This window comes from Polaromonas sp. Polasp52, assembly GCF_059491565.1.
Genome location: NZ_CP168513.1, coordinates 3,145,776 through 3,170,527, shown reverse-complemented (window position 1 = coordinate 3,170,527; position 24,752 = coordinate 3,145,776). Strand labels below are relative to the sequence as shown.

Sequence of the window (24,752 nt, the reverse complement as noted above, 5' to 3'; positions counted from 1 at the left end):
TCTCCGTCTTTTTTTGTTTCGCGCGGCCTACATGCGCGCCACGCCGAACTGCATGGGCCTGGGTTGCCGCGCCTCGGCCCGGGCGCAGATGTCCAGGCACTGCGCCAGCACGGCGCGCGTGTCGCGCGGGTCTATCACGCCGTCGTCCAGCACCAGGCCCGAGGTGTAGAACACATCGGCCTGGGCCTCGAACATGGCGACGATCTTGTCGTACTGGGCCTGCGACTGGGCCGGGTCGGGCGCGATGCCCTTGCGCGCCATCGCCGCCTCGCCCACGATCTGCATGGTGCGCGCGGCCTGCTCGCCGCCCATCACCGCCGTTTTGGCGCTGGGCCAGCTGAAGAGAAAGCGCGGCGCGTAGCCACGGCCGCACATGCCGTAGTTGCCCGCGCCGAAGGAGGCGCCGCACTGGAGGGTGATCTGCGGCACCGTGGCGTTGGTGACCGCCTGGATCATCTTGGAGCCGTGCTTGATCATGCCGGCCTGCTCGCTTTCCTTGCCCACCATATAGCCCGTGGTGTTCTGCAGGTAGAGGATGGGGTGGCCCAGCTGGCACATCAGCTGGATGAAATGGGCGGCCTTGTTGGCACCGGCCACGTCGATGGGGCCGTTGTTGCTGAGGATGCCGACGGCATGCCCGCTGATGGACGCCTGCACGCAGACCGTGGCCGCGCCGTAAAGCGCCTTGAAGGGCAAAAAATCCGAACCGTCGACCAGCCGCGCGATCACTTCGTGCATGTCCAGCGGCTGGCGCAGGTCGTCGGGCACCAGGCCCAGCAATTCATCCGCCGGGTACAGCGGGTCTGGTGCCTTGTCCCTGGCAGCGGCCTGCGCCCACCCGGTGCGGGCCACAACTTCGCGCGCCAGGCCCAGTGCCTCGCGGTCGTCTTCAGCCAGCTGCTCGCCCAGGCCGGACACCGCGCTGTGCATCAGCGCGCCGCCCAGTTCCTCTTCCGTTGCTACTTCGCCTGTGGCGGCCATCAGCAGCGGTGGGCCGGCCAGGAAGGCGCGCGAACGGTTGCGCACCATGATGACCACGTCGCTCAGGCCCGGCATGTAGGCGCCGCCGGCCGTACCCGAGCCGTGCTGCACGGTGATGACGGGAATGCCGGCCGCCGACAGGCGCGCCAGGTTGCGAAACAGCGCACCGCCCTGCACAAAACCCTCGACCCGGTAGCGCATGAGGTTGGCGCCCGCGCTTTCCACCAGGTGGACAAAGGGCAGCTTGCCCTGCAAGGCGATCTCCTGCACGCGCAGGATTTTTTCCAGGCCCATGGCCTGCACCGCACCGGCCTCTATGCCCGAGTCGCTGGCCACCACCATGCAGCGCACGCCGCTGACAAACCCTATGCCGGCCACCACACCGCCGCCCGGCACCGACTGCGCCGCGTCCTTGTTGTCCTGCAGATAGCCCGCGAGCGAACACAGCGGCAGCCAGGGCGCGCCGGCGTCCAGCAGCAGCGCCACGCGCTCGCGCGGCAAGAGCTGGCCGCGCTTGTCGAAGGCGGGCCGCGACGTGGCCGAAGCGGCGGCGCTGCGTTCTTCGAGCGCGCGCAGCGCCGCGATGCGCGCCAGCATGGCCTCACGCCGCCGCAAGGCCTGCGGCGACTGCGCATTCCACGCCGACTGGAACAGCGTCATGGCTGAAAGACTTTCGGCGTTTCGGCCAGGTGAAAGCCGTCAAAGGGCTTGACGGCATCGCGCTGAAGCGCCTGAGCATCGGGCCGCTGCATGGGCCAGCCCATGCGCACCTGCGGCCTGGCGCCGTCCACGCGCAGCGTTGTGCCGCTGATGAAATTCGCGGCCTTGCTGAGTAGAAACACCACGGCAGCCGAGGTTTCGCTTTCGGTGCCAAAGCGGCCCAGCGGCACGGTGTTTCGCATCTCGCGCAGCATGGGGCCAGCCTCGGGCGGGTAGTGGTCCATGCCGCTGGAAGCGATATAACCCGGTGCCACCGCATTCACGCGCACCCCGCTTTTGGCCCACTCGGCCGCGGCGGTTTCGGTGAAGCTCACCATGCCGGCGCGCGCCGCGCCGCTGTGGCCCATGCTGGGCATGGAGCCCCACATGTCGGCCACGATGTTGACGATGCTGCCGCCCTTGTCCTGCATGGCCTGCAGGTAACACTCGCGCGCCATCAGGAAGCCGCCCGTGAGGTTGGTGTTGATGACGGCCTCCCAGCCCTTGGCGCTGATGGCTTCCAGCGGCGTGATGTACTGGCCGCCGGCATTGTTGACCAGGCCGTCGATACGGCCCTGGGCCACCACGATGGCGGTGATGGTGGTCTTGACGGCTTCTTCCTGGCGTATGTCGCAGGGGTGGAAGCTGACCCGCCCCCCCTGCGCCACGATTTCACCGGCGACGGCGTGCAGCTTGTCGATCTTGCGGCCTATCAGCACCACATGCGCGCCCAGCGCAGCAAGTTCGTGCGCGATGCAGCGGCCTATGCCCGAACCGCCGCCGGTGACGACGATGACCTGGCCGGCAAACAGGCCAGGCCGGAAAACGGATTGGTAGCTCATGCCAAAGCCTTTGAAGATTTTCCCTGCGCGGGAGCGTGGATAAAAAGCGCCATGGCCGCGTCGGTGAGGTCGTCCAGCGTGGCAGGCTTTTTCGCGTCAAACCACTGCACCGACCAGTTGAGCGCGCCGAACATCAAGAGGCGCGCCAGCTTCACCGGGCCCTTGAGCTGCCCCGCCCGGGCCAGCGCCTGCAGCACGGGCTCCCAGACGGCTTCATAGTCGCCTTGCAGCCTGGTCAGCACGGCGCGCTGGCGGGCCGTGATGGAACGCGATTCATAGAGCATCACCGGGATGAAATCGCTGCCGGGGCCCAGCAGCACACCGAAGTGGTTGCGCACCAGCAGCCGCAGCAGCGCCGGCGCATCGCCATCGGGCAGCCCGGCCGATTGCAGCGCCTGGGCCTGGCGCTGCAGGGCTGAGCGCATGCCCTCCTCCATCACCGCATGGAGCAGCGCGCCCTTGCTTTTGAAATGGTAGAAGGGCGAACCGCTGTGCATGCCGACGGCGGCCGCGATGTCGCGCGTGCTGGTGGCGTCAAAGCCTTTTTTGCGGAACAGCCGGGCGGCGGCCGTGATGAGTTCGAGCCGGCGATTGCCGTCGTCGCGTTCGTCCAGGGTTTTGCGTGGGCGGCCGCGCGGGCGTTTTTCAGCGGCGGCAGCGGGCGTTTTTGAAGGGCGAGGGGCGCGTGCGGCGGTACGCGAACGCGCGGCGGGTTTGTCCATGAGGATGGACCATAGCAAAATCCACTATTTTTAGCAAGCAAGCGCTTTGTAAAAATACCGCAGGCCGGCCCGGCTCACCTGTGTGAACCGCCCGCCTTGCCGCCGGCGGGCGCGCCCACCTGCGGGTGCGCGCCGTGGATGTGCGCCGCAGGGCCGCGTTCGGCCGGCGCGCGGTTCCGGCTTTGCTGCAGCGCGGCTTTTTCCAGGCCGCTGAGGATGCCGCAGTCGCCGGCGGCCTGGCCGCTGGCGCATTGCTCACGCAGCAGCTTGAGGTCTTTTTCCAGCGCCTTGAGCTCGCGTATGCGCGTGGCGACGTGGTGGATGTGCTCATCAAGCAAGGTGTTGACGTCGGTGCAGCTGCCGGCCGGTGCGTCCTTGAAGTTCAGCAGCGTGCGGATCTCGGCCAGCGTCATGTCCAGCGAGCGGCAGTGACGTATGAAGGCCAGGCGCTGCAGATGGCTTTCGTCGTAAATGCGGTAGTTCGAGCCGGTGCGCGCCGCTTCGGGCAGCAAGCCCTCGCGCTCGTAGTAGCGTATGGTTTCCGTCTGGGTTTGCGCGGTTTTGGCCAGTTCCCCGATTTTCATGGCGACCTCCTTCAATACCGTCCCACACGGCGTCAGGGTCACTTGACTCTAAGGCCGCTACAGGGTTTCCAATTAAGCCATGAAATCTGAAAAACACCTTGTTTCCACCCTGGATGCCCCTACCGGCGACTGCTGCGGCAGCACCCATGCCGCACATGCCCCGGCGCCCATGGCGGCCGGTGCCGCGGGCCGGCTATTTCGCATCGCCACCATGGACTGCAGCGCCGAGGAATCAGACATACGCCGCGCACTGGAGCCCATCGCCGGCATACGCTCGCTGGGCTTCCAGCTGGGCGCGCGCACACTGCGCATAGACGCCGGCGAAGAAGCCTATGCACCTGCCCTGGACGCGATCCGCAAAGCGGGCTTTGACCCGCAGCCGGCCCAGTCCACCGCCTCGCAAACGGGTAGCCATGAAGGCCATGACCACGGCCATGCGCACAGCCATGGCAGCCCCTTTGGCGGCGCGACCCGCCTGGTCGCGGCCCTGGTATTGGCCGCGGGCGCCGAGGCCTTGTCCTTTTTCGCCCCGGACCTGCTGGCCTGGAAAATCGCCGGCATGGCGGTGGCCGCCCTGGCCATTGCCCTGGCCGGCCTGGACACCTACAAAAAAGGCTTGGCCGCCCTGCTGCGCGGCAAGCTCAACATCAACGCGCTGATGTCAGTGGCCGTCACCGGTGCCTTCCTGATAGGGCAATGGCCGGAAGCCGCGATGGTGATGGCGCTCTACGCGATTGCCGAGCTGATCGAAGCACGCGCGGTGGACCGCGCCCGCAACGCCATCAAGGGCCTGCTGGACATGGCGCCCGAAGAGGCGCTGATGCAAAGCGAGGACGGCACGTGGACTGTCACGCCGGTGGCCGCCGTGCCATTGCAGGCAGTGCTGCGCATACGCCCTGGCGAGCGTGTGCCGCTGGACGGCGTGGTCACCCAGGGCAGCAGCGCCGTCAACCAAGCCCCCATCACCGGCGAAAGCATTCCCGTCGACAAGGATATCGGCGACGCGGTGTTTGCCGGCACCATCAATGAAACCGGCGAAATCAGCATCCGCGTCACCGCGGCGGCCGGCAACACCACGCTGGCGCGCATCATCCATGCCGTCGAGCAGGCCCAGGGCAGCCGCGCGCCCACGCAACGTTTTGTCGATCGCTTTGCAGCCGTTTACACACCCGCGGTGTTTGCCATCGCCGTCGCGGTTGCCCTGCTGATGCCGTTGCTCGCGGGCATCAACTGGCAGGAGTCGCTTTACAAGGCACTCGTGCTGCTGGTGATTGCCTGCCCCTGCGCGCTGGTGATTTCCACGCCGGTCACCGTCGTGAGCGGCCTGTCGGCCGCCGCGCGGCGCGGCATCCTGGTCAAGGGCGGCACCTATCTTGAGCAGGCGCGCCTGCTCAGGGCCGTCGCACTCGACAAGACCGGCACCATCACCGAAGGCAAACCACAGCTGGTGGACTGGCGCGCCTGGGGCAGCGCCGGCCCCGCGAACCTCACGCAGCTGGCCGCCGGCATGGCCGCGCGCTCCGACCACCCGGTGTCCAAAGCCATCGCGGCCGGTTTGAACAGCGAAGCCGCCGATGTGCAGGACTTCAAGGCCTTGCCGGGGCGCGGCACCTCGGGCGCAGCCGGCGGCCGGCGCCTGGTGCTGGGCAACCACCGGCTCATCCATGAAATGGGTTTGTGCGGCGCGGAACTGGAAGCCGAACTGGCCCGCCACGAACAGCAGGGCCGCACCGTCACCCTGCTGGCCGACGAGAGCCGCGTGCTGGCCTTGTTCGCGGTGGCCGACACCCTCAAGGAAAGCTCGCGCCAGGCGATTGCCGAGCTCAAGGCGCTGGGCGTCACGCCCGTGATGCTGACCGGCGACAACAGCGCCACGGCACGCGCGATTGCAGCCCAGGCCGGCATCGAAGACGCCCGCGGCGACCTGCTGCCCGAAGCCAAGCTCGAGGCGATTCGCGAGATGCAGCAGCGCTACGGCGCCACCGGCATGGCGGGCGACGGCATCAACGACGCGCCCGCGCTGGCCCAGGCCGACATCGGCTTTGCCATGGGCGGGGCCGGCGCCGACACCGCCATGGAAGCGGCCGACGTGGTCATCATGAACGACAAGCTGGAGCGCGTGGCCGAAACCGTGCGCCTGTCGCAGCGCACGCACGCCATCCTGTGGCAGAACATCAGCCTGGCGCTGGGCATCAAAAGTATCTTCCTGGTCCTGGCCGTGTTCGGCACGGCCACCATGTGGATGGCAGTGTTCGCCGATATGGGCGCCAGCCTGCTGGTGGTGGGCAACGGCTTGCGGCTGCTGCGCCGGCGGGCTTAAAGAAGAAATAAAGAAAGAAGGGCTCAAAGAAAAACCCGGAGCGGCATGCCGCTCCGGGTTTTTCTTCACCTGTGAAACAGGCGGGTCCCGGCTGAAAGCTTAGCGCTCGACCGTCTTGTTCCAGCGCGCGTTCCAGGCCGGGCGGTTTTCATTGATCGCGTCCCAGTCCACCGTGGTCGCGGTCTTCATGTACTCGTTCATCTGCGCCACCAGCGCGCCGGCCTTGCCGCCGGCCTTGGTCTTGGGGTTGGACGGGATCTGGTCGCCGAACTCCAGCGCGGCGGCCTGGGCTTCGGGCGACAGCAGGTACTGAGCCAGCTTGTGGGCCAGCGCCGGTTCGCTGTTCTTGGCGATCACGCATTCACCGACGGTCAGCACGGCCGAGCCTTCCTTGGGCTGCACGTATTCCACGGGCAGGCCCTTGTCCTTGAGCACACCGACCGCGGTGGGCGTGAGCGGGAACATCGCGGCTTCGCCGGTCTGCACCATTTCGGCGAGCTTGGCCGAGCTCGGGATGTACTCCAGCACATTCGGGCCAATGGTGGTGGGCCAGGCCTTGAAGCCGGGCTCCACGTTCTTGTCGTTGCCCCCCTGGATGCGGTTGAACAGCAGGAAGCCGTGCAGGCCGAAGGTCGACGAGGACAGCGACTGGAACACCACCTTGCCCTTGTACTTGGGGTTGGCCATGTCCATCCACGAGGTGGGCGGCGCCCAGCCTTTTTCGCTGAACATCTTCTTGTTGTAGGCGATGCCGGTCATGCCGATGTTGACGCCGGCGGCCATGTCGCCCTTGAAGCGCGCGGTCGGGAACAGGTCGTTCAGCGCCGGGCTGGCCTGCATTTTTTCGCACAAGCCCATGCCGATGGCGCGGTACATGATGCCGTCGTCCAGGAACATCACGTGCATCTGCGGGTTGTCCTTGTTGGCCTGGGCCTTGGCCAGGATGTCCGAGGAGGTGCCGGGCACGACCACGACCTTGACGTTGTTGGCTTTCTCGAAGGCGCCGAAAACATGCTCGGTATAGGTTTTTTCCATGGTGCCGCCGTTCATGCCTATGTACAGCGTCTTGGTCTGGGCCATGGCGTTGCCGCCGGCCAGGCCGGCAAGAACGGCAAGCGACACGGCGGTGGCGCGGGCGGTCGGGAATCGCGGGAAGATGTTCATGGAAAACTCCTGGTGGCGTGGGTGAAGAAAAAACTAGACAACAGTGAAAGAGGCAGGCCCGGTGGTTGCCGCACGCGGGCTGGCGGAAAAACGTTGAATCGAAAAAGCGTCTATCGGCGTGGCGCTGCGGCCTTCGCAGACCAGGTCGGCCAGCACCGCACCAACCCCCGGCCCCAGCTGGAAGCCGCCGCCGGCAAAACCGAATGCATGAATCAGGCCCGGTGTGGTGGCGCTGGGGCCCAGCACCGGCAGGCGGTCCGGCAGGTAGCCTTCGGTGCCGCTCCAGGTGCGGATGATGTGGGCGTTCTTCAGCGCCGGCAGCAGCTCGACGGTCTGCTGCATCAGGCCGGCCAGGCCGCTGCGCTGCACGCGGGCGCGCTGGTCGTCCAGCGCATAACCCCGGCCGCCGCCTATGACGCAGTTGCCGCGCGCCACCTGGCGGGCGTAGACGCCGCCGCCTTCCACGCCCAGGCTCAGGTCCATGAAGACGGGCAGCGGCTCAGTCACCGCCATCTCGGGGTGGCCGGACTCCATGGGCACGGTCTCGCCGAATTGCGCGGCGATGCGGTCCGCCCAGGCGCCGGCGCAGTTGAGCAGATGTTTGGCGCGCACTTCCAGCGCATCGCCCGAGCGCAGCACAAAAACCTCCCCGTCGCGCGCGACCTCGTCCACACGGGTCTGCTCGCGGATGTGGGCGCCCAGCCTGTGCGCGGCCAGCGCGAAGGCCGGCGACACCAGGCGCGGGTTGGCCTGGCCGTCGCCCGGGCACAGCGAGGCGCCGACGGCGGCCCGGCCCAGCCAGGGGCAGCGCTCACGCAAGGCGCGCGTGGACAGCATGCGCAAATCCATGCCGAATTCCTGGGTGCGCTCGCGGTAGCTTTCCAGCGAAGCCAGATCGGCCTCGCTGCGTGCGATCTTCAGGTGGCCGGACTGGATGTATTCGCCGTCCGTGCCTATCAGTTCGGGCAGGCGCGCCCACAGGCCTTGCGCGCGCTGCGACAGCGGCAGCTGGCTGGCCGGCCGGCCCTGGCGGCGCACGCCGCCGTAGTTCACGCCGCTGGAGCGCGAGCCGCAAAGGTCGCGCTCGAGCAGCACCACCGTAAAACCCATGCGGCGCAAGAACAGCGCGGCCGACGCACCCATGATGCCGCCGCCCACAATCGCCACGTCAGCCGTGATGCGCTCCATCATGCGGCCTCCTGCCGGGGCGCCGGCGCGGCCATGGCCGAAAACGGCAAGGGCTTGATCGGTGACTGGCCGCGCAGGCGGCCCACGGCACCTGGCTGTACGGCGCAAGCCTGCGCAAGAATCTCGGCGGCCGCGACACCACAGCTGCGGCCCTGGCAGCGGCCCATGCCGACGCGCGTCAGCGCCTTGAGGCGGTTCATCTCGCGCGCGCCGGTATCGGCCACGCAGCGGCGCAATTGCCCCGCCGTGATTTCCTCGCAGCGGCACACCACCAGCTCATTGGGCGCGGCCGCGGCCCAGCCGTCCGGAAAAGGAAAGGCGCGCTCCAGCCCCCGGCGAAACGCGGCGACGCGCGCCAGGCGCTGCTCCAGCCACAAGGCGCGCGAGTTGTCCATGAGCTGCCCGGTATCGGCCAGCAGGGCCAGCGCCGCGCGCTCGCCAGCCCACTCGGCCGCATCGGCGCCCATGATGCCGGCGCCGTCGCCGGCCAGGTAAACGCCGGCCACGCTGGAACGCCCGGCCGCATCGCGCTCGGGCAGCGCGCCGCGCTGCAGGTCGTCATAGGCAAAGCGGCAGCCCAGCAGGTCGGCCAGCTGTGTCTCCGAGCGCAGCGCGTAGCCAAAGCCCACGGCGTCGCAGGCGATGCGGTGCTCGCGGCCGGCCTTGCGCCAATGCATGGCCTGCACGCGCTCGCCGCCCTCGGCAGCGGCCAGCTCCACGCCCTGGTGCACCGCAATGCCGTGTGCGCGCAGCCAGCCCAGGTAATACAGGCCCTTGGCCAGCAGCGCCGGCTGGCGCAGCATGGCGGGCACGGCGGCGGCCTTGTCCGCGAAGCTTGCGGTATCGAGTACCGCCGCGACCTTGGCACCGGCCTTGGCATATTGGTAGGCGATCAGGTACAGCAGCGGTCCGGTGCCGGCAAAGACCACGCGCGAGCCGATGGCGCAGCCCTGGAACTTGAGCGCCACCTGCGCGGCGCCCAGCGTGTAGACACCGGGCAGCGTCCAGCCCGGAAAGGGCAGCACGCGGTCCGTCGCGCCGGTGGCGACGATGAGATGGCTATAGGGCAAGGTGCTCATCGCGCCCTGGTGCAACAGGTCCAGCTTGCCGCCTTCGGCGCTCCAGACCAGGGTGTCGGGCCGGTAGTCGACCTTGTCCAGGATGGCCGCCATCGCGCCGTGCAGCGCATGGGCGCGCCCGGCCTCAAAACCATAAAGCGCCTCTTTGGGCCGCGTGAACCCCTCGGGCGGCTGGCGGTAAATCTGCCCGCCCCAGCGCGGTGCTTCGTCCACCACCACCGGCCGCAGGCCGTGCGCCACCAGGGCCTGGGCCGCGCGCACGCCGGCCGGGCCGGCACCCACAATGACAGGCCGCACGCTCATGCCAGCCCCTCCGCGCCGGTCACCAGCCGCATGCCTTCTTCGATGAAGGTGCCGCAGGCGCGCAGGCGCTTGCCCGACTCGGTGGCGACCCAGCAGTCCTGGCAGGCGCCCATCAGGCAAAAGCCGGCGCGCGGCTCACCGCTGAATTCACTGAAACGCAGCCGCGCGCTGTGCGTGAGCACCGCCGTCAGCACCGTGTCGCCGGCCAGCGCCGTGAGCGGCTGGCCGTTGAGCACAAAGCCCACGGGCTTGCGGCCGCCTTCGGCCACGCGCTGCAGCAATGCCCTGGATTTCCCGGCCGCACCGGGGGTTTCGTCGGATGGCGTCATTTGTGTCCCACCAGAATCTTGTCAAGGCCATAGATGCGGTCCAGCACCAGCATGGCCACCGCGGTCAGCGCCACCATGAGCGCGGAGACCGCCGCCATCAGCGGGTCTATGGACTCGGTCGCGTACATATACATGCGCACCGGAAGCGTCACGGTGGAAGGCGCGGTGACGAAGATGGACATGGTCACCTCGTCAAAGCTGTTGATAAAGGCCAGCAGCCAGCCGCCGGTGACGCCGGGCAAAATCATGGGCAGCGTGACGCGGGTGAACACCGTGGCCTGGCTCGCGCCCAGCGAGAGGGCCGCCTGCTCGGCGCTGCGGTCGCTGCCCTCCACCGAGGCCAGCACCAGGCGCAGCACATAGGGCGTGATGATGACCACGTGCGCGAGCGCCAGCCAGAAGAAGCTGCCGGTCGCGCCTATCAGCGAGAAGGTGCGCAGCAGCGCCACACCCAGCACCAGGTGCGGAATGATGAGCGGCGAGAGGAACAGGCCGTTGAGGAAATCGCGGCCGGGGAAAGTATGGCGCGCGATCGCCAGCCCGGCCGGCACGGCCAGCACGGTCGCCAGCGTGGCCGAAATCGAGGCCAGCCAGAGGCTGTTCTTGAAGGACTGCACAAAGTCCGAATGCGCGAACACCGCGCGGAACCAGCGCAGGGAAAACTCCGTGGTCGGGATGGCCAGCGTGTTGCCCGGCGTGAAAGCCACCACGCAGACGATGACCAGCGGCGCCAGCATGAAGGCGATGACCAGCGCATTGAAGAGCAGCGCGAGGGGACCGTTTTTGGACATGGCGCGCTCCTTATCCGAGTGATTTTTTGTAGGAGCGCTCGAGCACGCGGTTGTAGCTCAGCATGATGGCCAGGTTGGCCAGCAGCAGGGTCAGCGCGATCGCCGCGCCCAGCGGCCAGTTGAGTTCGTGCAGGTATTCGTCATAGACCACGGTGGCCACCATCTTCAGGCGCCGCCCGCCCAGCAGGCCCGGGATCGCGAAGGCGCTGGCGCTCAGGCCGAAAACGATCAGGCTGCCCGAGAGCACGCCCGGCAGCACCTGCGGAAAGATGATGCGGCGCAAGGTGGTGAAGTGCGAGGCCTGCAGCGACAGCGCCGCGTCTTCCACGCCCGGGTCCAGCTTTTGCAGCGAGGTCCACACCGGGATCACCATAAAAGGCAGCATCACGTGCACCAGCGCGATGACCACGGCCCCTTCGGTGTAAAGGATGCGCATGGACGGCAGGCCGACGGCGCGCATGAGCTGGTTGACCACGCCCTCGGGGCCCAGCAGCATGCTCCAGCCGAAGGCACGCACCACCACCGAGACCAGCAGCGGCGCCAGCACCACCAGCAGCAAAATCGAGCGCCAGGGGCTGCGCATGCGGCTCAGCACATAGGCCTCGGGCGCGCCCACCAGCACGCAGATCAGCGTGGTCAGCGCCGAAATCCACAGCGTGCGCCAGAAGATGCCGTGGTAATAGTCGTCCGTCAGCACGGCGGCGTAATGCGCCAGCGTGAAGCTGTTCTTGACGCCGGTGGCGTGGTCGAAGACCTGGAAGGACAGCACCGCCGTGAGCGCCAGCGGCACCAGCAGCAGGCAGGCGAACAGCGTGAAAGCCGGCGCCGACAGCAGCCAGGGCGCGCGCGAGGCGCTTGCCCGGGGCGCAGCAGCCGCGGCGGCGCCGCTCATGCCGGCACCCCTTGCGCGCCGGGCAGCAGGCGCACCTGTTGCGCGGCCCAGTCCAGGCCCACGTTGGCGCCCTCTTCGGCCGGCGCAGTGCCGTCGTTGGGGCAGACCACCGCAAGCTGGCCGGCCGCGGTGGACACCTGGTAGAGCCACTGGCTGCCCAGGAAGAAGCGCTCCTTGACCGTGCCGCCTATGCGGCCCTGGGCCTCGTGCACCAGGCGGATTTTTTCGGGGCGCAGGCTCAGCACCACCGCATCGCCCTGCGACACGCCGGCGGCCTCGACTTCGACCGGCACATTGCCGCCCACATTCACCGTGGTCCAGGGGCCGGTGGCCGCTACGCGGCCTTCGAGCAAATTGGCCTTGCCGACAAAGTTCGAGATAAAGCGGGTCTGCGGGTGTTCATAGAGCCGGTGCGGCTGGTCGATCTGCGTGACGCGGCCGGCTTCCATGACGACCACACGGTCGCTGATGGACATGGCCTCGGTCTGGTCGTGCGTGACCATGATGGTGGTGGTGCCGACCTTGCGCTGGATCTGCCGCAGCTCGAACTGCATTTCTTCGCGCAGCTTGGCGTCCAGGTTGGACAGCGGCTCGTCGAGCAGCAACACGGGCGGCTGAATCACCAGGGCGCGCGCCAAGGCCACGCGCTGGCGCTGCCCGCCCGAAAGCTCGCGCGGGTAGCGATGAGCGTGCCCCTCCAGGTGCACCAGGGCCAGCGCGGCCTTCACGCGTTCGGTGCGCTCTTCCTTGGGAACCCGCCGCATCTCCAGGCCGAAGCTCACGTTGTCGTACACGCTCATGTGCGGGAACAGCGCATAACTCTGGAACACGATGCCCAGGCCGCGCGAATTGGGTTTGGCATGGGTGATGTCGCGGCCGTCCAGCGTGACCTGGCCGGACGTGACCTCACAAAAGCCCGCGATCATCTGCAAGGTGGTGGTCTTGCCGCAGCCCGAGGGGCCCAGCAGCGAGACGAATTCGCCCTTGTCCACCGACAGGTTCATGTCGGCCACGGCACGCGTCGCGCCATAGGACTTGTTCACATTCGCCAGGGTCAAAAAGGACATGGGGAGCACCTCTGCAACAAGGGGGTGGCCAGCGCCGCACGTACCAAACGACGTACAAAACGGTGACACCTTGATGACTTCATGCTAGGGCATGTACGAAAAAATCGTCAATAGGTTATTCCGTATAGAGATATCTTTATTTGATTTATTCCGTTTAACGGAATTTATATACACTTGGGACAATACGGATTCCGCCAAAGGAGAGGCTGTGAAAGACGAAGACAATAGCTCCAGCAGCGTGCAGCGCGCCTTTTCCATCATTCGCGCGCTGGCGGCGACCCAGGCCAAGGGCGGGCGCATCACCCACATCGCCAAGTCCACGGGCCTGACCCAGGCCACCACCCACCGCATCCTGCAAAGCCTGGTGGCCGAGCGTGTGGTGGAGCAGGAAGCCGGCTCCAAGCTCTACCGTTTGAGCATCGAATTTTTTGCGCTGGCCGCCCAGGCCGGCAACGCCATGGACCTGCGCGGCCTGTGCCGGCCGTCCATGCTGCGCCTGTGCGCCAGCCTGGGCGACACCATCTTTTTGCTGGTGCGCAGCGGCTTTGACGCGGTCTGCCTGGACCGCAGCGAGGGGCCCTTCCCGATACGCTCTTTCACCGGCGACATAGGCGGGCGTGTGGCCCTGGGCATGGGCCAGGGCAGCCTGGCCATCCTGGCCTTTCTGCCCGAAACCGAACGCGAGGAAGTGATCCGCTACAACCTGCCGCGCGTGCGCGAGTTCGGCGTGTATGACGAGGTCTACCTGCGCACCGAGATCGAGCGCGTGCGCGAGCTCGGCTACGCCGGGCGCAACACCAACCTGCTGGACGGCATGGCCGGCGTCGGCGTGCCGGTGCTGGATCGCGACGGCCGCGCCGTCGCCGCGCTCAGCGTGGGCACGATTTCCTCGCGCCTGAGCCCGGACCGCCTGCCCACGGTGGTGGAGTTGCTCAAGCGCGAGGCCACGGCCATAGGCGCGCAGATCAATCCGTTTGACAGCACCTTGCGGCGGCCCGCGCAGAGTTTGGCCCCGGCCGACAAGGCCTGAGACACTCTTGACGTTGCAATCCTTCTCCACGCCACTAAGAATGGAAAGGCCTCATGGATAACGACAACAAACTCGCCAAGCAGCAACGTGCGATCCTTTCAGTCAAAGAATGGGCAGTCTTCAAGCTGGGGCTTGCGGCGATCTCGTTTTGCCTGGCCTGGGCGGAATGGCTCACACCTTCCGTTCCGCCCTTTATGGGTAAATGGGCCTGGACACAAACCTGGACTTTCGAGGTGATGGGGCCGCGTGGACTTGTCGGGATCTGGATGGCCCTGGGGACGCTGCTGCTGATGCTCGGCCTCGTGCAGTTATGGACATCGGGAAAGAAAGCCGATTAAAGACCGGCCCAGGCACGCGGCGACCTGCTCGCCGTTCGTTCACTTCAACGAAGCCGATTGCTCGCGCAGCCATTCTCGCAACTGCACCAAGGGCCGCCAGCTGGTCTTTTGCGAAGGCCAGACCAGGTAGTAGGCGAAGTCCGAACTCAGCGAGAGCTCAAAGGGCACGGCCAGCGTGCCGTCGGCGATGTCGTCGGCCACCAGGAAGCGCGGCAGCACGGCCAGGCCCAGGCCGGCCTTGACGGCCTGCGCGATCATGGAGAACAGCTCGTACTTGGGGCCGGCACCGGCGCCCTGCGCGTCGTCAATGCCGGCCAGCTGGAACCAGTCGCGCCAGGCGTGCGGGCGCGTGCTCTGGTGGATCAGGGTGAAATTGAGCACGTCGGCCGGCTCGCGCAGCCGGCGCTCCTTGATCAATGCCGGGCTGCAGACCACCACGCTGTCCTCGCCCATCAGGTATTCCGATTCCGTGCCCGGCCAGTCGGGCCGGCCGTAGTGGATGGCGGCGTCCAGCCCCGTCAATGAAAAGTCGAAGGGCTGCAAGCGCGTGGCCAGGTTCAAAGTCACATGCGGATGCGCCTTCAGGAAAGACGGCATGCGCGGGATCAGCCACTTGGTCGCAAAAGTGGGCACCACGCCCAGCTCCAGCGTGCCGCCCTCGCCTTTGGACGAGACCAGGTCCAGCATCGCGGCTTCCAGCGCATCCAGCGCCGGGCTGACCCGCGCCAGCAGCGAGCGGCCGGCGTCGGTCAATTCCAGCTGGCGCGGCAGGCGGCGGAACAGGCTCACGTCCAGTTCCTGCTCCAGTCCCAGGATCTGGTGGCTGACCGCGCTCTGGCTGACCGACAGGTCTTGCGCCGCCAGGGTAAAGCTGCCGCGGTGGGCGGCTGCCTCAAAGGCCAGCAGGGCCTGGGTGGAGGGGATTTTTCGGCGCATGACATGAATATATCTCATGCATCCATCGAAATTGATCCTTTGTGCGCATGGTTGAAACTGCCGAAAATCCGGCTTTCACCCACCATAAATACGCCTGACATGACCCACCTCCAGAAGCTGCTCGCCGCCTGCCTTCCGCCCGAAGCCGTCCAAGCCATCCATGAACAGATGTACGTCCATCCCGGCCTGCAGCAAGCCGCGACGGGCAGCGTAAGCCGCGCGGAGCTGGCCCAGGCACTGAATATGGCGCTGTTCCACGGCCTGGTGCAGCGGGTGCCGGCCGGGCAGGACTACATCGCCAGCGACGTGCTGGGCCAGCAGCGCAAGGTGGTGTTCGACCACGGCGCGCTGCGCACCGTGCGCTGGCCCAGCGGCGCCCTGCCGGCCGGCGAGGCGGCCTTCACGCGCGTGCTGCGCCCGCTGGGTTTTGAGCTGCAGGGCACCTACCCGCTGCCGCGCCTGAAGATGACGGGCCGCGCCTACAGCCACCGCGATTTCCCCGAAGAGATCGCGCAGTTTTTTGTCTCCGAGCTGCATCCCGAGCAGTTCTCCGCGCCCTTCCAGTCCGCCGTCACGCGCGTGCTGTCGACCTCGCGCGACCCGCTGGGCCCGCAGGACATTGCCGACCTGGAGCAGCTCACGCGCGACGGCGTGCTGCCGCTGGCGCAGGCGCTGCGCCTGCTGCCGCAGCTGCTGCAATGCTTTGACCGCCAGCACGGCGTGTTCGCGATGGACGACTACGAACTGCTGCTGGCCGAATCCGCCGAGATGGCCTGGATTTCCACCGAGGGCAATGCCTTCAACCACGCGACCGACCGCGTAGACGACGTGGACGCGGTGGCGGCACGCCAGCGCGCGCTGGGCCGGCCCATCAAGGACAAGGTCGAAGTCTCCGCCAGCGGCCGCGTGCGCCAGACGGCCTTTCGCGCCGCGGGCGTGCAGCGCGACTTCATCACGCCCGAAGGCCGCGTCTGGCGCGAAGTGCCCGGCTCGTTTTATGAATTCATCACGCGTGATACCTTGCACACGGCCGGCGCGGCCAACGACCCGGTGCAGCCGCGCCTGGACCTGGCCTTTGACGCCGGCAATGCCACCGGCATTTTTGGCATGACGGCCGCCCGCGCATGACGGCCGCGCGCGGGCCGCTGCGCCCGCTCTACGCGCAGGCCAGCGGCTCGCCGATACGCGCCATGCTGGCGCTGGCCGGCCGTGAGGGCATGGTGTCGCTGGCCGGCGGCCACCCCGACCCGGCGCTGCTGCCGGCCGAGTGGCTGCGCGAATCGCTGCTGGAAGTAGCGGGCACGCTGCAAGGCCGCAGCCTGCAATACGGCGCGACCGAAGGCCTGCCCGCGCTGCGCGAAGCCAGCGCGGCGCTGCTGCAGGGACGCGGCCTCACGGCGCAAACGGAGGACGTGCTGATCACCACCGGCTCGCAGCAGGCCATAGACCTGCTCGCGCGGGTGCTGGTCGAGCCCGGCGAAGGCGTGGCCGTGGAATCCTTTAACTATCCCGCCGCACTGCAGGCTTTTCGCTTCGCGGGCGCGCGCCTCGTGGAAGTGCCGACCGATGCGCAAGGCATGGACGTCGAAAAGCTCGAAGCCCTGCTGCGGGCCGAAAGCCCGCGCGTGCTGTATGTGGTTCCCAACTTCGCCAATCCGACCGGCGCCGTGATGCCGCTGGCGCGCCGCCTGCGCCTGCTGGAACTGGCCGCGCAATACGGCGTGACGCTGCTCGAGGACGATCCCTACGGAGAACTCTGGTTTGGCGCGGCGCCGCCGCCCTCACTCGCGCAACTGAACCAGCAGGCCGGCTCGCCCGCGCAGGTCGCTTACATGACCAGCTACTCCAAGGTGGTCGCCCCGGCCCTGCGCCTGGGTGTGCTGCTTGCGCCGACCGACATCGCGCGCGGCGTGGTGCTGGCCAAACAGGCGGCCGATGTGCACAGCGGATCGCTGGAGCAATTGACCTTGGCGCTCATGCTGGCTTCCGGACGCCTGGCATCGCACCTGGACATGCTGCGCCCGGCGTATGCCGCGAAAGGCGATACGCTGGACCAGGCCTTGCGCACGCATTGCGGCGGCTTGCTTGAATTTGACAAGCCGCAAGGCGGCATGTTCATATGGGCAAAGCTGCCCGCGAGCATGCCCTTGCTGTCCACCCAGGCCTGGGTGGACTTCGGCCTCGCCAACCAGGTGCTGGTGGTGCCGGGCGCGGCCTTCAGCATCAGCGGCGCCGCACAGCCCTGGCTGCGCCTGAGTTTTGCCAACCCCGCGCACCAGGCGCTGCGGCAGGGCGCCGAACGCCTGGGCCGCGGCCTGCGCGAGCTTGCCGCCAAAGCCGCGAACAACTGATTTCAAGACACACCAAGAAAGGACTTCATCATGAGTCACGCCAACGACGTTTCATCCCTCTTCAAAGCCCTGGGCCTCGCCGCTGAACTGAACAGCAAGGCGGCCTCGGCCATCACCGTGGCCACACCCATAGACGGCAGCCAGCTGGCCCGCGTGGCCGTGCACAGCGCCGCCGAGGTGGACAGCGCGCTCAACACCGCCCAGCAGCGTTTTCTCCAGTGGCGCAACGTGCCCGCGCCCAAGCGCGGCGAGCTGGTGCGCGCCTTCGGCGAAACCGTGCGCCGCCACAAGGCCGAGCTGGGCCAGCTGATCTCGCTGGAAACCGGCAAGATCCTGCAGGAAGGCCTGGGCGAGGTGCAGGAGGTCATAGACATCTGCGAATTCGCGGTGGGCCTGTCGCGCCAGCTGTACGGCCTGACGATTGCCAGCGAGCGCCCCGACCACAAGCTGCTGGAAACCTGGCACCCCGTGGGCGTGGTCGGCATCATCTCGGCCTTTAACTTCCCGATGGCGGTATTCGCCTGGAATGCCGCGCTGGCCCTGGTCTGCGGCAACACCCTGGCCTGGAAACCTTCGGAAAAAACCCCGCTGTCGGCCATCGCGCTCAACGGCCTGCTGCTGCAGACGGCCAAAGACCTGGGCCTGGCCACCGAAGGCCTGAGCGAGTTGCTGATAGGCGAACGCGCCACCGGCGAGGCGCTGGTGAATCACCCGCATGTGAAACTGGTCAGCGCCACCGGCTCCACCGCCATGGGCAAAAACGTGGCCATCACCTGCGCGGGCCTGTTCAAGCGCTCGCTGCTGGAACTGGGCGGCAACAACGCGGCCATCGTCGCCCCTTCGGCCAACCTGGAACTCGTGGTGCGCGGCGCAGCCTTCGCGGCCGCCGGCACCGCCGGCCAGCGCTGCACCAGCTTGCGCCGCCTCATCGTGCACCGCTCCATCTACCCGGAACTGGTCAAACGCCTGGTCGCCGTGTTTGAACGCCTGCCCATAGGCAACCCGCTCAAAGACGGCACGCTGGTCGGCCCGCTGATAGACGGCCGCGCGTTCGACGCCATGCAGTCTGCCCTGGCCGAAGCCAAAAAGCTGGGCGCCCAGGTGCACTTCGGCGACAAGCAGCCCGGCGAGGGCACGGCCCACTATGTGCGCCCTGCGATTGTGGAACTGAAAGAGCAGGCCGGCCCCATGCTGCACGAGACCTTCGCGCCCATCCTCTACGTCGTGCCTTACGACAGCTTTGAGGACGCGATCGCGATGAACAACGCGGTGGCGCACGGCCTGTCATCGGCCGTCTTCACGCAGGACCTGCGCGAGGCCGAGCTCTTCACCTCGGCGCGCGGCTCGGACTGCGGCATCGCCAACGTCAACATAGGCACCAGCGGCGCCGAGATAGGCGGCGCCTTCGGCGGCGAGAAAGAAACCGGCGGCGGCCGCGAGTCGGGATCCGATTCGTGGAAGGCCTATATGCGCCGCGCGACGAATACCGTCAACTACGGCTCAAGCCTGCCGCTGGCCCAGGGCATACGCTTTGATATTTGATATCTAGTCAGTAGGCCGCGCCGGGCCCGGCCGGCTGCACGGCGCCGGATGGCACAAGGTCCGAAGCCAGGCGCCTGGCGGCGTTGGCATAGACCAGGACGTCGACGCCGACGGCCACAAACGTGCAGCCCAGCGCGAGGTAACGCCTGGCCAGCGCCGGGTCCGAGGTCAGTGTGCCCGCCGCCTTGCCCGAAGCGATGATGGTTTTCATGGCACCCTCGATCGCAGCCTGCACCTCGGGGTGGCCAGGCTTGCCGCGGTGGCCCATGGAGGCGGCCAGGTCGGCCGGTCCTATAAAAACGCCGTCCACGCCCTCCACCGCGCAAATCGCCTCCAGGTTGCCCAGGGCTGTCACGGTTTCCGCCTGCACCAGCAGGCAGACTTCGTCGTCCGCTGCGTCGAGGTAATCGGTGCGCGCGCTCCAGCGCGAAGCACGCCCCACGGCGCTGCCGACGCCGCGGATGCCCAGCGGCGGATAGCGTGTGGCGCTGACCATGGCGCGCGCCTGCTCGGCCGTGTCGACCATGGGAATCAGCAGGTTGTGTGCGCCTATGTCCAGCAATTGCTTGATCAGTGGCACCTCGCCGGCCACCGCGCGCACCACGGGCTGCGCGCGGTAGGGCGCCACGGCCTGCAGCGAAGCCAGTGTGCTACGCACATCGTTGGGTGCATGTTCGCCGTCGATCAACAGCCAGTCGAAGCCGGCCGTGGCGCTGACCTCGGCGAGGTAGGGATCGGCCATGGAAAGCCACAGACCCACCTGGGGCCGGCGGGCAGCGAGAGCGGTTTTGAAGGGATTGTTGGCGGGCATGGAAGTGTCGGGTCGGGTCGGGAAATAAAGGAGCGGCCGGACCGGCTCAAGCCGCCACGAGGTGATGGGCGGGCAAGGTGCCGGTGGCCAGGTAATCCACGATGTTACGCGCGGTGATGTTCGCCACCTGCAGGGCCGCGTCGCGGGTGACGCCCGCGACATGCGGCGTGAGCAGCACATTGGGCAACGCCAGTAGCGGGTGGCCGGCCGGCAGCGGCTCGGTGTCAAAGGTATCCAGCCCGGCACCCTCCAGCTGGCCGGACTGCAAGGCCTCCAGCAGCGCCGCTTCGTCCACGACGGGGCCGCGCGCCGTATTGATGAGCAGGCCGCCGCGCCGCATGAGCGACAGCTCGCGCCGGCCTATCAGGCCGCGTGTGCGTTCGGTCAGCGGGCAGTGCAGGCTCAGGATGTCGACCTGTGCCAGAAAGCGGTCCAGGTCGGGCTCTGTGGCATGGCTGTCCGCCTGCCCATGGGGGCGCAACACCAGCACCCGGGCGCCCAGCGCGGCGGCAAGCCGCGCCGTGCTGCGGCCTATGCTGCCGTAGCCCACGATGCCAACCACGGCACCGCGGAAATCGCGCCCTTGCCAACTGCCGTCGGCCCAGCGACCGCCGCGCACCATGTTGTCGAGCAAAGGCAATTGCCGTGTGAGCGAGAGCATGAGCGCCAGCGCGTGCTCAGCCACGGCATCGGCATTCGCGGCGGGCGCCACGGCGACGGCGACGCCGCGTTGGCGGGCGGCGGCCAGGTCCACGCTGTCCACGCCCGCGCCGTTCTTGGCGACGATCTTCAGCGCCGGGGCGGCGGCCAGCACGCGCGCCGAAATGGGCTTGGAGCCCCGTAGCACCACAGCCTGCGCGCCTGTGGCCGCCAGCTGAGCCGCCAGTACGTCTTCAGTGACGGGATCGGGCAGAAAAGTGATCTGCCCGCCCGCGCCGCGCACGATGTCTTGCGCGGACGAGGCCCAGTGGGCAGCGGTGACGAGAACCTGGAAGTTGGAATCCATGGGCTCAGTCTATGCGGATGCCGCTGGCGGTAATGAGCTTGCCATAGCGGTCCCATTCGTCCTGGGTAAAGCGGGCCAGGTCTTGCGGCGCGCCGGGCTGGGTCCGCACGCCCAGGTTGCCGAATTTTTCCAGAACGTCGGGCTGCTTGAGCACGGCGACAAGCGTCGCGTTGAGGCGGCTGATGACTTCCTTGCTGGTCTTGGCGGGTGCGTACAGCGCATACCAGGCATTGACTTCAAAGCCGGGGTAGCCCGCCTCCGAAAAAGTGGGGACACCCGGCAGCTCGGGCAGGCGTGAGGGCGCCGCGACAGCCAGGGCCCGGACCTTGCCGCCCTTGATCAGCGGCGCGGCGCTGGTCAAGGTATCCAGGATCATGTCGAGCCGGCCGCCCAACAGGTCCATGGTGTGCGCGTTGCCGCCCTTGTAGGGCACATGGCTGATCTGGATATGCGCGCTCTGCTTGAACAGCTCGGCCGCCAGGTGCAGCGGCGAGCCGTTGCCGGCGGAACCATAGTTCAGCGTATTCGGCTGGCGCCGCGCGGCTTCGACCAGCGAGCGCAGGTCGGTGTAGGGCGACTCCTTGGCGACGATCAGCACCATGGGCACCACGCCTATGGTGCCCACGGGGGTGAAGTCGGCGATGGCGTCATAACCGGGCTTGGCATAGAGATGCGGGCTGACCGCGTGGCTCGCCAGCGAGCCCAGCACCAGCGTGTAGCCGTCGGGAGCGGCCTTGGCCGCCGCGGCGGTGCCGATGGTGGTGCCGGCACCGGGGCGGTTGTCGATGACGACCGGCTGCTTGAGGCTCTCGCCCATCTTTTGCCCCACCAGGCGTGCCACGGCATCGTTGGCACCGCCGGCAGGGTATGGCACCAGCAGGGTCAGCGGCTTGCTGGGATAGTCGCTTTGCGCGTGGGCCGCCGGGCTCAGCGCGCAGGCGGCCAGGGCCGCCAGCAGCAGCATGCGGCGGGCGATGCGCCGCACGGTGGGAGTAAGGCTTGGCATGGTCATTGTCTCCTTGTGTATTTTTCAAACGGTCTGGCGCTTCGAGGGCCTTTCAGGCGGATCGCCTCGGCCGGCCCTCCGGCCGCTTGCCATGTGCCGCCCGTCGGGCAGCCCCTGGCGGGATGCTTCAAGCGCAGTCGACAGCTGTTGCGCCACTCAGCTGACGATGCCCAGGTGCCAGGGCACAAATTCGTGGTCGCCCAGGCCCAGCGCCTCGCTCTTGGTCGGCTCGCCCGAGGCGTGGCGCAGGATCTCCTCAAAAATCCGCCGGCCCATCTGCGCGACGTCGAGCTCGCCGTCCAGGATGGCGCCGCAGTTGATGTCCATGTCCTCCTCGAGGCGCTTGAACATGGCCGTGTTGCTGGCCAGCTTGATCGTGGGCGCCGGCTTGGAGCCGAACATGGAGCCCCGGCCGGTGGTAAAGCAGATCAGGTTGGCACCGCTGGCAATCTGGCCGGTCGAGGCCACCGGGTCGTAGCCGGGCGAGTCCATGAAGACAAAGCCGTTCTGGGTGATAGGCTCGGCATATTCATAGACCGCCTGCAGCGGCGTGGTGCCGCCCTTCATGGCCGAGCCCAGCGACTTCTCGAAAATATTGGCCAGCCCGCCGGCCTGGTTGCCGTGACCGACCACACCGTTGAACTGCGCGTTGTGGCCCGCCGTGTATTTTTCCCACCAGGCCAGCCGGTCCAGCAGCTTCTGCCCCACTTCGGGCGTGACGGCGCGGCGGGTGAGCATGTATTCGACGCCGTGGATTTCAGGGGTCTCCGACAGGATGGCGGTGCCGCCGTGGCGCACCAGGATGTCCATGGCCGCGCCCAGCGCCGGGTTGGCCGTGATGCCGGAAAAACCGTCCGAGCCGCCGCACTCAAGGCCTATCTTCAGGTGGCTCGCCGGCACAGGCTGGCGCCTGGCCGCATTCGCTTCAGGCAGCATCTCCAGAACGGCGGCGATACCGGCCTCTATCGTGGCGCGGGTGCCGCCGACCTCCTGCATCACCATCGTGCGCATCAGCTTGCTGGTCTCCAGGCCCTGCGACTCCACCAGCGACGACACCTGGTTGCGCTCGCAGCCTAGGCCGACGATCAGCACGCCGGCCAGGTTGGGGTGGCGCGCATAGCCGGCCAGGGTGCGGCGCAGCACGTCGAAATGCTCGCTGGGGGACGACATGCCGCAGCCGCTGGTCTGCGCGAAGGCCGCCACGCCGTCCACATGGGGGAAGGCCGCCAGCCGCTCAGGCGTGAAGTGGGCCGCGATATTCTTGATGACGGTGGCCGAGCAATTGACCGAGGACAGGATGCCGATGAAATTACGGGTGCCGACGCGGCCGTCGGGGCGCACAAAACCCATGAAGCTGGCGCGCTCGGCCTGCGGCACATAGTCCACCGGCCGCACGTCCTGCCCGAAAGCGGGGTCGCGCTCAAAATCCACCAGCGCCATATTGTGCGAATGCACATAGTCGCCCGCCTCGATGTCGCGGGCGGCCACACCGATCACCGTGTCGTACTTCAGGATGCGCTCGCCCCGCGCGATGCGGCGGGCCGCGACCTTGTGCCCCGCCGGCACCTGCGCCCGCGCGCGCGCGCCGGCTTCCGGCAGTTCCTGGCCCAGCGACAGCGCGGTTTTGGCGACCAGCACGTTGTCGTTGGCGTGCAGGCGTATCAGCGGGCTGGCGGCGGGGGAGCCGGGGAGAGAAGCGGTCGTGGTGGTGGTCATGGTTTCTTTCGGCGCTCGGCGCCGGGCTTCTAGCTCTTCATCAATTCCTTGAGCTTGAGCTTATCGATCAGGGTGGTTTCTTTCTGGTACATGGCGGCCACGTATTTTTCGTAGTCGGGGCCGTCGAGATACAGCACGGGCGCATCTATCCTGTCGGCCACCTGCCTGAACTCGGGGCTGGCCACGGCCACGCGAAAGGCCTCGCGCAGCTTCATGGCCACGGCCGGGTCCAGGCCTTTGGGCGCGCCTATGCCGTTGGGCGCATCGACCACGACGTTGTAGCCCAACTCCTTGAGCGTGGGCGCGTCCTTGAAGCGCGAAGCGCGGCGTTCGCCCCAGGTGGCCAGCAGCCTGAGCTTGCCCGCCTCAACATGCGGCGCCCAGGAACTGGAATCGGCCAGCAGGTCCACATGCCCGCCGAGCACGGCCTGCAGGGCCTCGGCGCCGCCCTTGTAGGGGACATGGTTGAACTGGATGCCCGCGGCCAGCGCGAACTCTTCCATGCCCACGTGCGTGGCGCCGCCGACGCCCGCGTGGGCATAAGTCAGCTTGCCGGGGTTGGCCTTGGCAAAGGCGACGAGCTCCTGCAAGGACTTGAAGCGCGATTCCGCGGGGACGGCCATGCCGAAAGTCTGGCCCGAGGTGCGGGCCAAGTAGGTCAAATCCTTGAGCGGGTCCAATTGCAGTGTGCCCAGCTGCGAAAAGCGCGTGACGGAAATCGGGATCTGGCCGATGGTGTAGCCGTCGGGCTTGGCGGAGGCCATGGCCCGGGTGCCGATCATGCCGGAAGCGCCCGCCTTGTTTTCCACCGCGATGGCCTGGCCCAGCACGCGCGAAGCGACCTGGCACAGGGCGCGCATGGACTGGTCGGCGGTGCCGCCCGCGGGCCAGGGGCAGATGAAGGTGAGGGGCCGCTCGGGATAGCCCTGGGCCGCGGCACCCAGGGGTTTGGCCAGCGCCACGGCGCCGAGCGCGGCGCCGCCGATCAGCAGGCTGCGGCGCCTGGTGTTGACGGGAACAAGGGGAAGCTGGGGGGTCGTTTTCATCGGGTTTGT

23 protein-coding genes are annotated in these 24,752 nt (G+C 67.5%); 6 read left to right on the top strand and 17 right to left on the bottom strand.

From position 1 onward, the window contains the following. Positions 1-27 precede the first annotated feature (27 nt). From ACEN9P_RS14805 to cadR, 4 genes are all read right to left on the bottom strand, one after another. Complete coding sequence (locus ACEN9P_RS14805) at positions 28-1,641, bottom strand: acyl-CoA carboxylase subunit beta (protein WP_495619681.1); 1,614 nt, start codon at positions 1,639-1,641, stop codon at positions 28-30. After that, on the bottom strand, positions 1,638-2,522 hold the full coding sequence (locus tag ACEN9P_RS14800) for an SDR family oxidoreductase (RefSeq protein WP_477663270.1): 885 nt from the start codon (positions 2,520-2,522) through the stop codon (positions 1,638-1,640). The genes ACEN9P_RS14805 and ACEN9P_RS14800 overlap by 4 nt, the downstream gene beginning before the upstream one ends. Next, positions 2,519-3,244, bottom strand: a complete 726-nt coding sequence (locus tag ACEN9P_RS14795; RefSeq protein WP_495619680.1) for a TetR/AcrR family transcriptional regulator — start codon at positions 3,242-3,244, stop codon at positions 2,519-2,521. The genes ACEN9P_RS14800 and ACEN9P_RS14795 overlap by 4 nt, the downstream gene beginning before the upstream one ends. 74 nt (positions 3,245-3,318) lie before the next feature. After that, positions 3,319-3,828: a Cd(II)/Pb(II)-responsive transcriptional regulator gene (gene cadR / locus ACEN9P_RS14790; protein ID WP_477663268.1), complete on the bottom strand. Its 510-nt coding sequence runs from the start codon at positions 3,826-3,828 to the stop codon at positions 3,319-3,321. Positions 3,829-3,907: 79 nt separating this feature from the next. On the opposite strand from cadR, the gene ACEN9P_RS14785 reads away from it, so the two are divergent. Then, complete coding sequence (locus ACEN9P_RS14785) at positions 3,908-6,148, top strand: heavy metal translocating P-type ATPase (RefSeq protein ID WP_495619679.1); 2,241 nt, start codon at positions 3,908-3,910, stop codon at positions 6,146-6,148. Positions 6,149-6,247: 99 nt separating this feature from the next. Here ACEN9P_RS14785 and ACEN9P_RS14780 read toward each other — a convergent pair whose 3' ends face one another. From ACEN9P_RS14780 to ACEN9P_RS14750, 7 genes are read right to left on the bottom strand one after another with little or no spacing between them, the layout of a single operon-like run. Further along, on the bottom strand, positions 6,248-7,312 hold the full coding sequence (locus ACEN9P_RS14780) for an ABC transporter substrate-binding protein (protein ID WP_477663266.1): 1,065 nt from the start codon (positions 7,310-7,312) through the stop codon (positions 6,248-6,250). 33 nt (positions 7,313-7,345) lie between these two features. Next, the gene (locus ACEN9P_RS14775; protein WP_477712493.1) at positions 7,346-8,503 is read right to left on the bottom strand and encodes an NAD(P)/FAD-dependent oxidoreductase; all 1,158 of its coding nucleotides are present in this window, start codon (positions 8,501-8,503) and stop codon (positions 7,346-7,348) included. Further along, positions 8,500-9,882 (bottom strand): FAD/NAD(P)-dependent oxidoreductase, encoded by a 1,383-nt coding sequence (locus tag ACEN9P_RS14770; RefSeq protein ID WP_495619678.1) that lies wholly within the window; start codon positions 9,880-9,882, stop codon positions 8,500-8,502. Before ACEN9P_RS14770 ends, ACEN9P_RS14775 begins: the two co-directional genes overlap by 4 nt. Next, positions 9,879-10,211, bottom strand: a complete 333-nt coding sequence (locus ACEN9P_RS14765; RefSeq protein ID WP_477663263.1) for a (2Fe-2S)-binding protein — start codon at positions 10,209-10,211, stop codon at positions 9,879-9,881. Before ACEN9P_RS14765 ends, ACEN9P_RS14770 begins: the two co-directional genes overlap by 4 nt. Next, complete coding sequence (locus tag ACEN9P_RS14760; RefSeq protein WP_495619677.1) at positions 10,208-11,002, bottom strand: ABC transporter permease; 795 nt, start codon at positions 11,000-11,002, stop codon at positions 10,208-10,210. The genes ACEN9P_RS14765 and ACEN9P_RS14760 overlap by 4 nt, the downstream gene beginning before the upstream one ends. 10 nt (positions 11,003-11,012) lie before the next feature. Continuing rightward, positions 11,013-11,894, bottom strand: coding sequence for an ABC transporter permease (locus ACEN9P_RS14755; protein ID WP_477663261.1), 882 nt, complete (start codon positions 11,892-11,894; stop codon positions 11,013-11,015). After that, entirely contained in the window at positions 11,891-12,961 is a 1,071-nt protein-coding gene (locus tag ACEN9P_RS14750) for an ABC transporter ATP-binding protein (RefSeq protein ID WP_477663260.1), read from the bottom strand. Before ACEN9P_RS14750 ends, ACEN9P_RS14755 begins: the two co-directional genes overlap by 4 nt. Before the next feature lie 208 nt (positions 12,962-13,169). Here ACEN9P_RS14750 and ACEN9P_RS14745 point away from each other — a divergent pair, with 208 nt between their 5' ends. Both ACEN9P_RS14745 and ACEN9P_RS14740 read left to right on the top strand, forming a co-directional pair. Next, positions 13,170-13,991 (top strand): IclR family transcriptional regulator, encoded by an 822-nt coding sequence (locus ACEN9P_RS14745; protein ID WP_477663259.1) that lies wholly within the window; start codon positions 13,170-13,172, stop codon positions 13,989-13,991. 53 nt (positions 13,992-14,044) lie between these two features. Continuing rightward, a complete protein-coding gene (locus ACEN9P_RS14740; RefSeq protein ID WP_495619676.1) occupies positions 14,045-14,329 on the top strand; it encodes a hypothetical protein in 285 nt (94 codons plus the stop codon). A 39-nt stretch (positions 14,330-14,368) separates the two neighbouring features. Here ACEN9P_RS14740 and ACEN9P_RS14735 read toward each other — a convergent pair whose 3' ends face one another. Continuing rightward, complete coding sequence (locus ACEN9P_RS14735) at positions 14,369-15,265, bottom strand: LysR family transcriptional regulator (RefSeq protein ID WP_477663257.1); 897 nt, start codon at positions 15,263-15,265, stop codon at positions 14,369-14,371. 99 nt (positions 15,266-15,364) lie between these two features. On the opposite strand from ACEN9P_RS14735, the gene ACEN9P_RS14730 reads away from it, so the two are divergent. The 3 genes from ACEN9P_RS14730 to amaB are packed head-to-tail and all read left to right on the top strand — an operon-like array spanning position 15,365 to position 19,158. After that, on the top strand, positions 15,365-16,393 hold the full coding sequence (locus ACEN9P_RS14730; protein WP_495619675.1) for a DUF1338 domain-containing protein: 1,029 nt from the start codon (positions 15,365-15,367) through the stop codon (positions 16,391-16,393). Further along, positions 16,390-17,616: an aminotransferase-like domain-containing protein gene (locus ACEN9P_RS14725; RefSeq protein ID WP_495619674.1), complete on the top strand. Its 1,227-nt coding sequence runs from the start codon at positions 16,390-16,392 to the stop codon at positions 17,614-17,616. The genes ACEN9P_RS14730 and ACEN9P_RS14725 overlap by 4 nt, the downstream gene beginning before the upstream one ends. A 30-nt stretch (positions 17,617-17,646) precedes the next feature. Continuing rightward, positions 17,647-19,158 carry an L-piperidine-6-carboxylate dehydrogenase gene (gene amaB, locus ACEN9P_RS14720; protein ID WP_495619673.1) on the top strand — a complete coding sequence of 504 codons (1,512 nt, stop codon included), beginning with the start codon at positions 17,647-17,649 and terminating at the stop codon, positions 19,156-19,158. A gap of 7 nt (positions 19,159-19,165) precedes the next feature. On the opposite strand, the gene hpaI is transcribed toward amaB, so the two are convergent. The 5 genes from hpaI to ACEN9P_RS14695 form a co-directional block, all read right to left on the bottom strand. Further along, positions 19,166-19,969, bottom strand: coding sequence for a 4-hydroxy-2-oxoheptanedioate aldolase (gene hpaI, locus ACEN9P_RS14715; RefSeq protein ID WP_495619672.1), 804 nt, complete (start codon positions 19,967-19,969; stop codon positions 19,166-19,168). A 46-nt stretch (positions 19,970-20,015) separates the two neighbouring features. Beyond that, positions 20,016-20,975 (bottom strand): NAD(P)-dependent oxidoreductase, encoded by a 960-nt coding sequence (locus tag ACEN9P_RS14710; RefSeq protein WP_477663252.1) that lies wholly within the window; start codon positions 20,973-20,975, stop codon positions 20,016-20,018. Positions 20,976-20,979: 4 nt separating this feature from the next. Further along, positions 20,980-21,981, bottom strand: a complete 1,002-nt coding sequence (locus ACEN9P_RS14705) for a Bug family tripartite tricarboxylate transporter substrate binding protein (protein ID WP_495619671.1) — start codon at positions 21,979-21,981, stop codon at positions 20,980-20,982. Between the two features lie 156 nt (positions 21,982-22,137). Further along, complete coding sequence (locus ACEN9P_RS14700; RefSeq protein ID WP_495619670.1) at positions 22,138-23,697, bottom strand: UxaA family hydrolase; 1,560 nt, start codon at positions 23,695-23,697, stop codon at positions 22,138-22,140. A gap of 29 nt (positions 23,698-23,726) precedes the next feature. Further along, a complete protein-coding gene (locus tag ACEN9P_RS14695) occupies positions 23,727-24,743 on the bottom strand; it encodes a tripartite tricarboxylate transporter substrate binding protein (protein ID WP_495619669.1) in 1,017 nt (338 codons plus the stop codon). Positions 24,744-24,752: the final 9 nt, after the last annotated feature.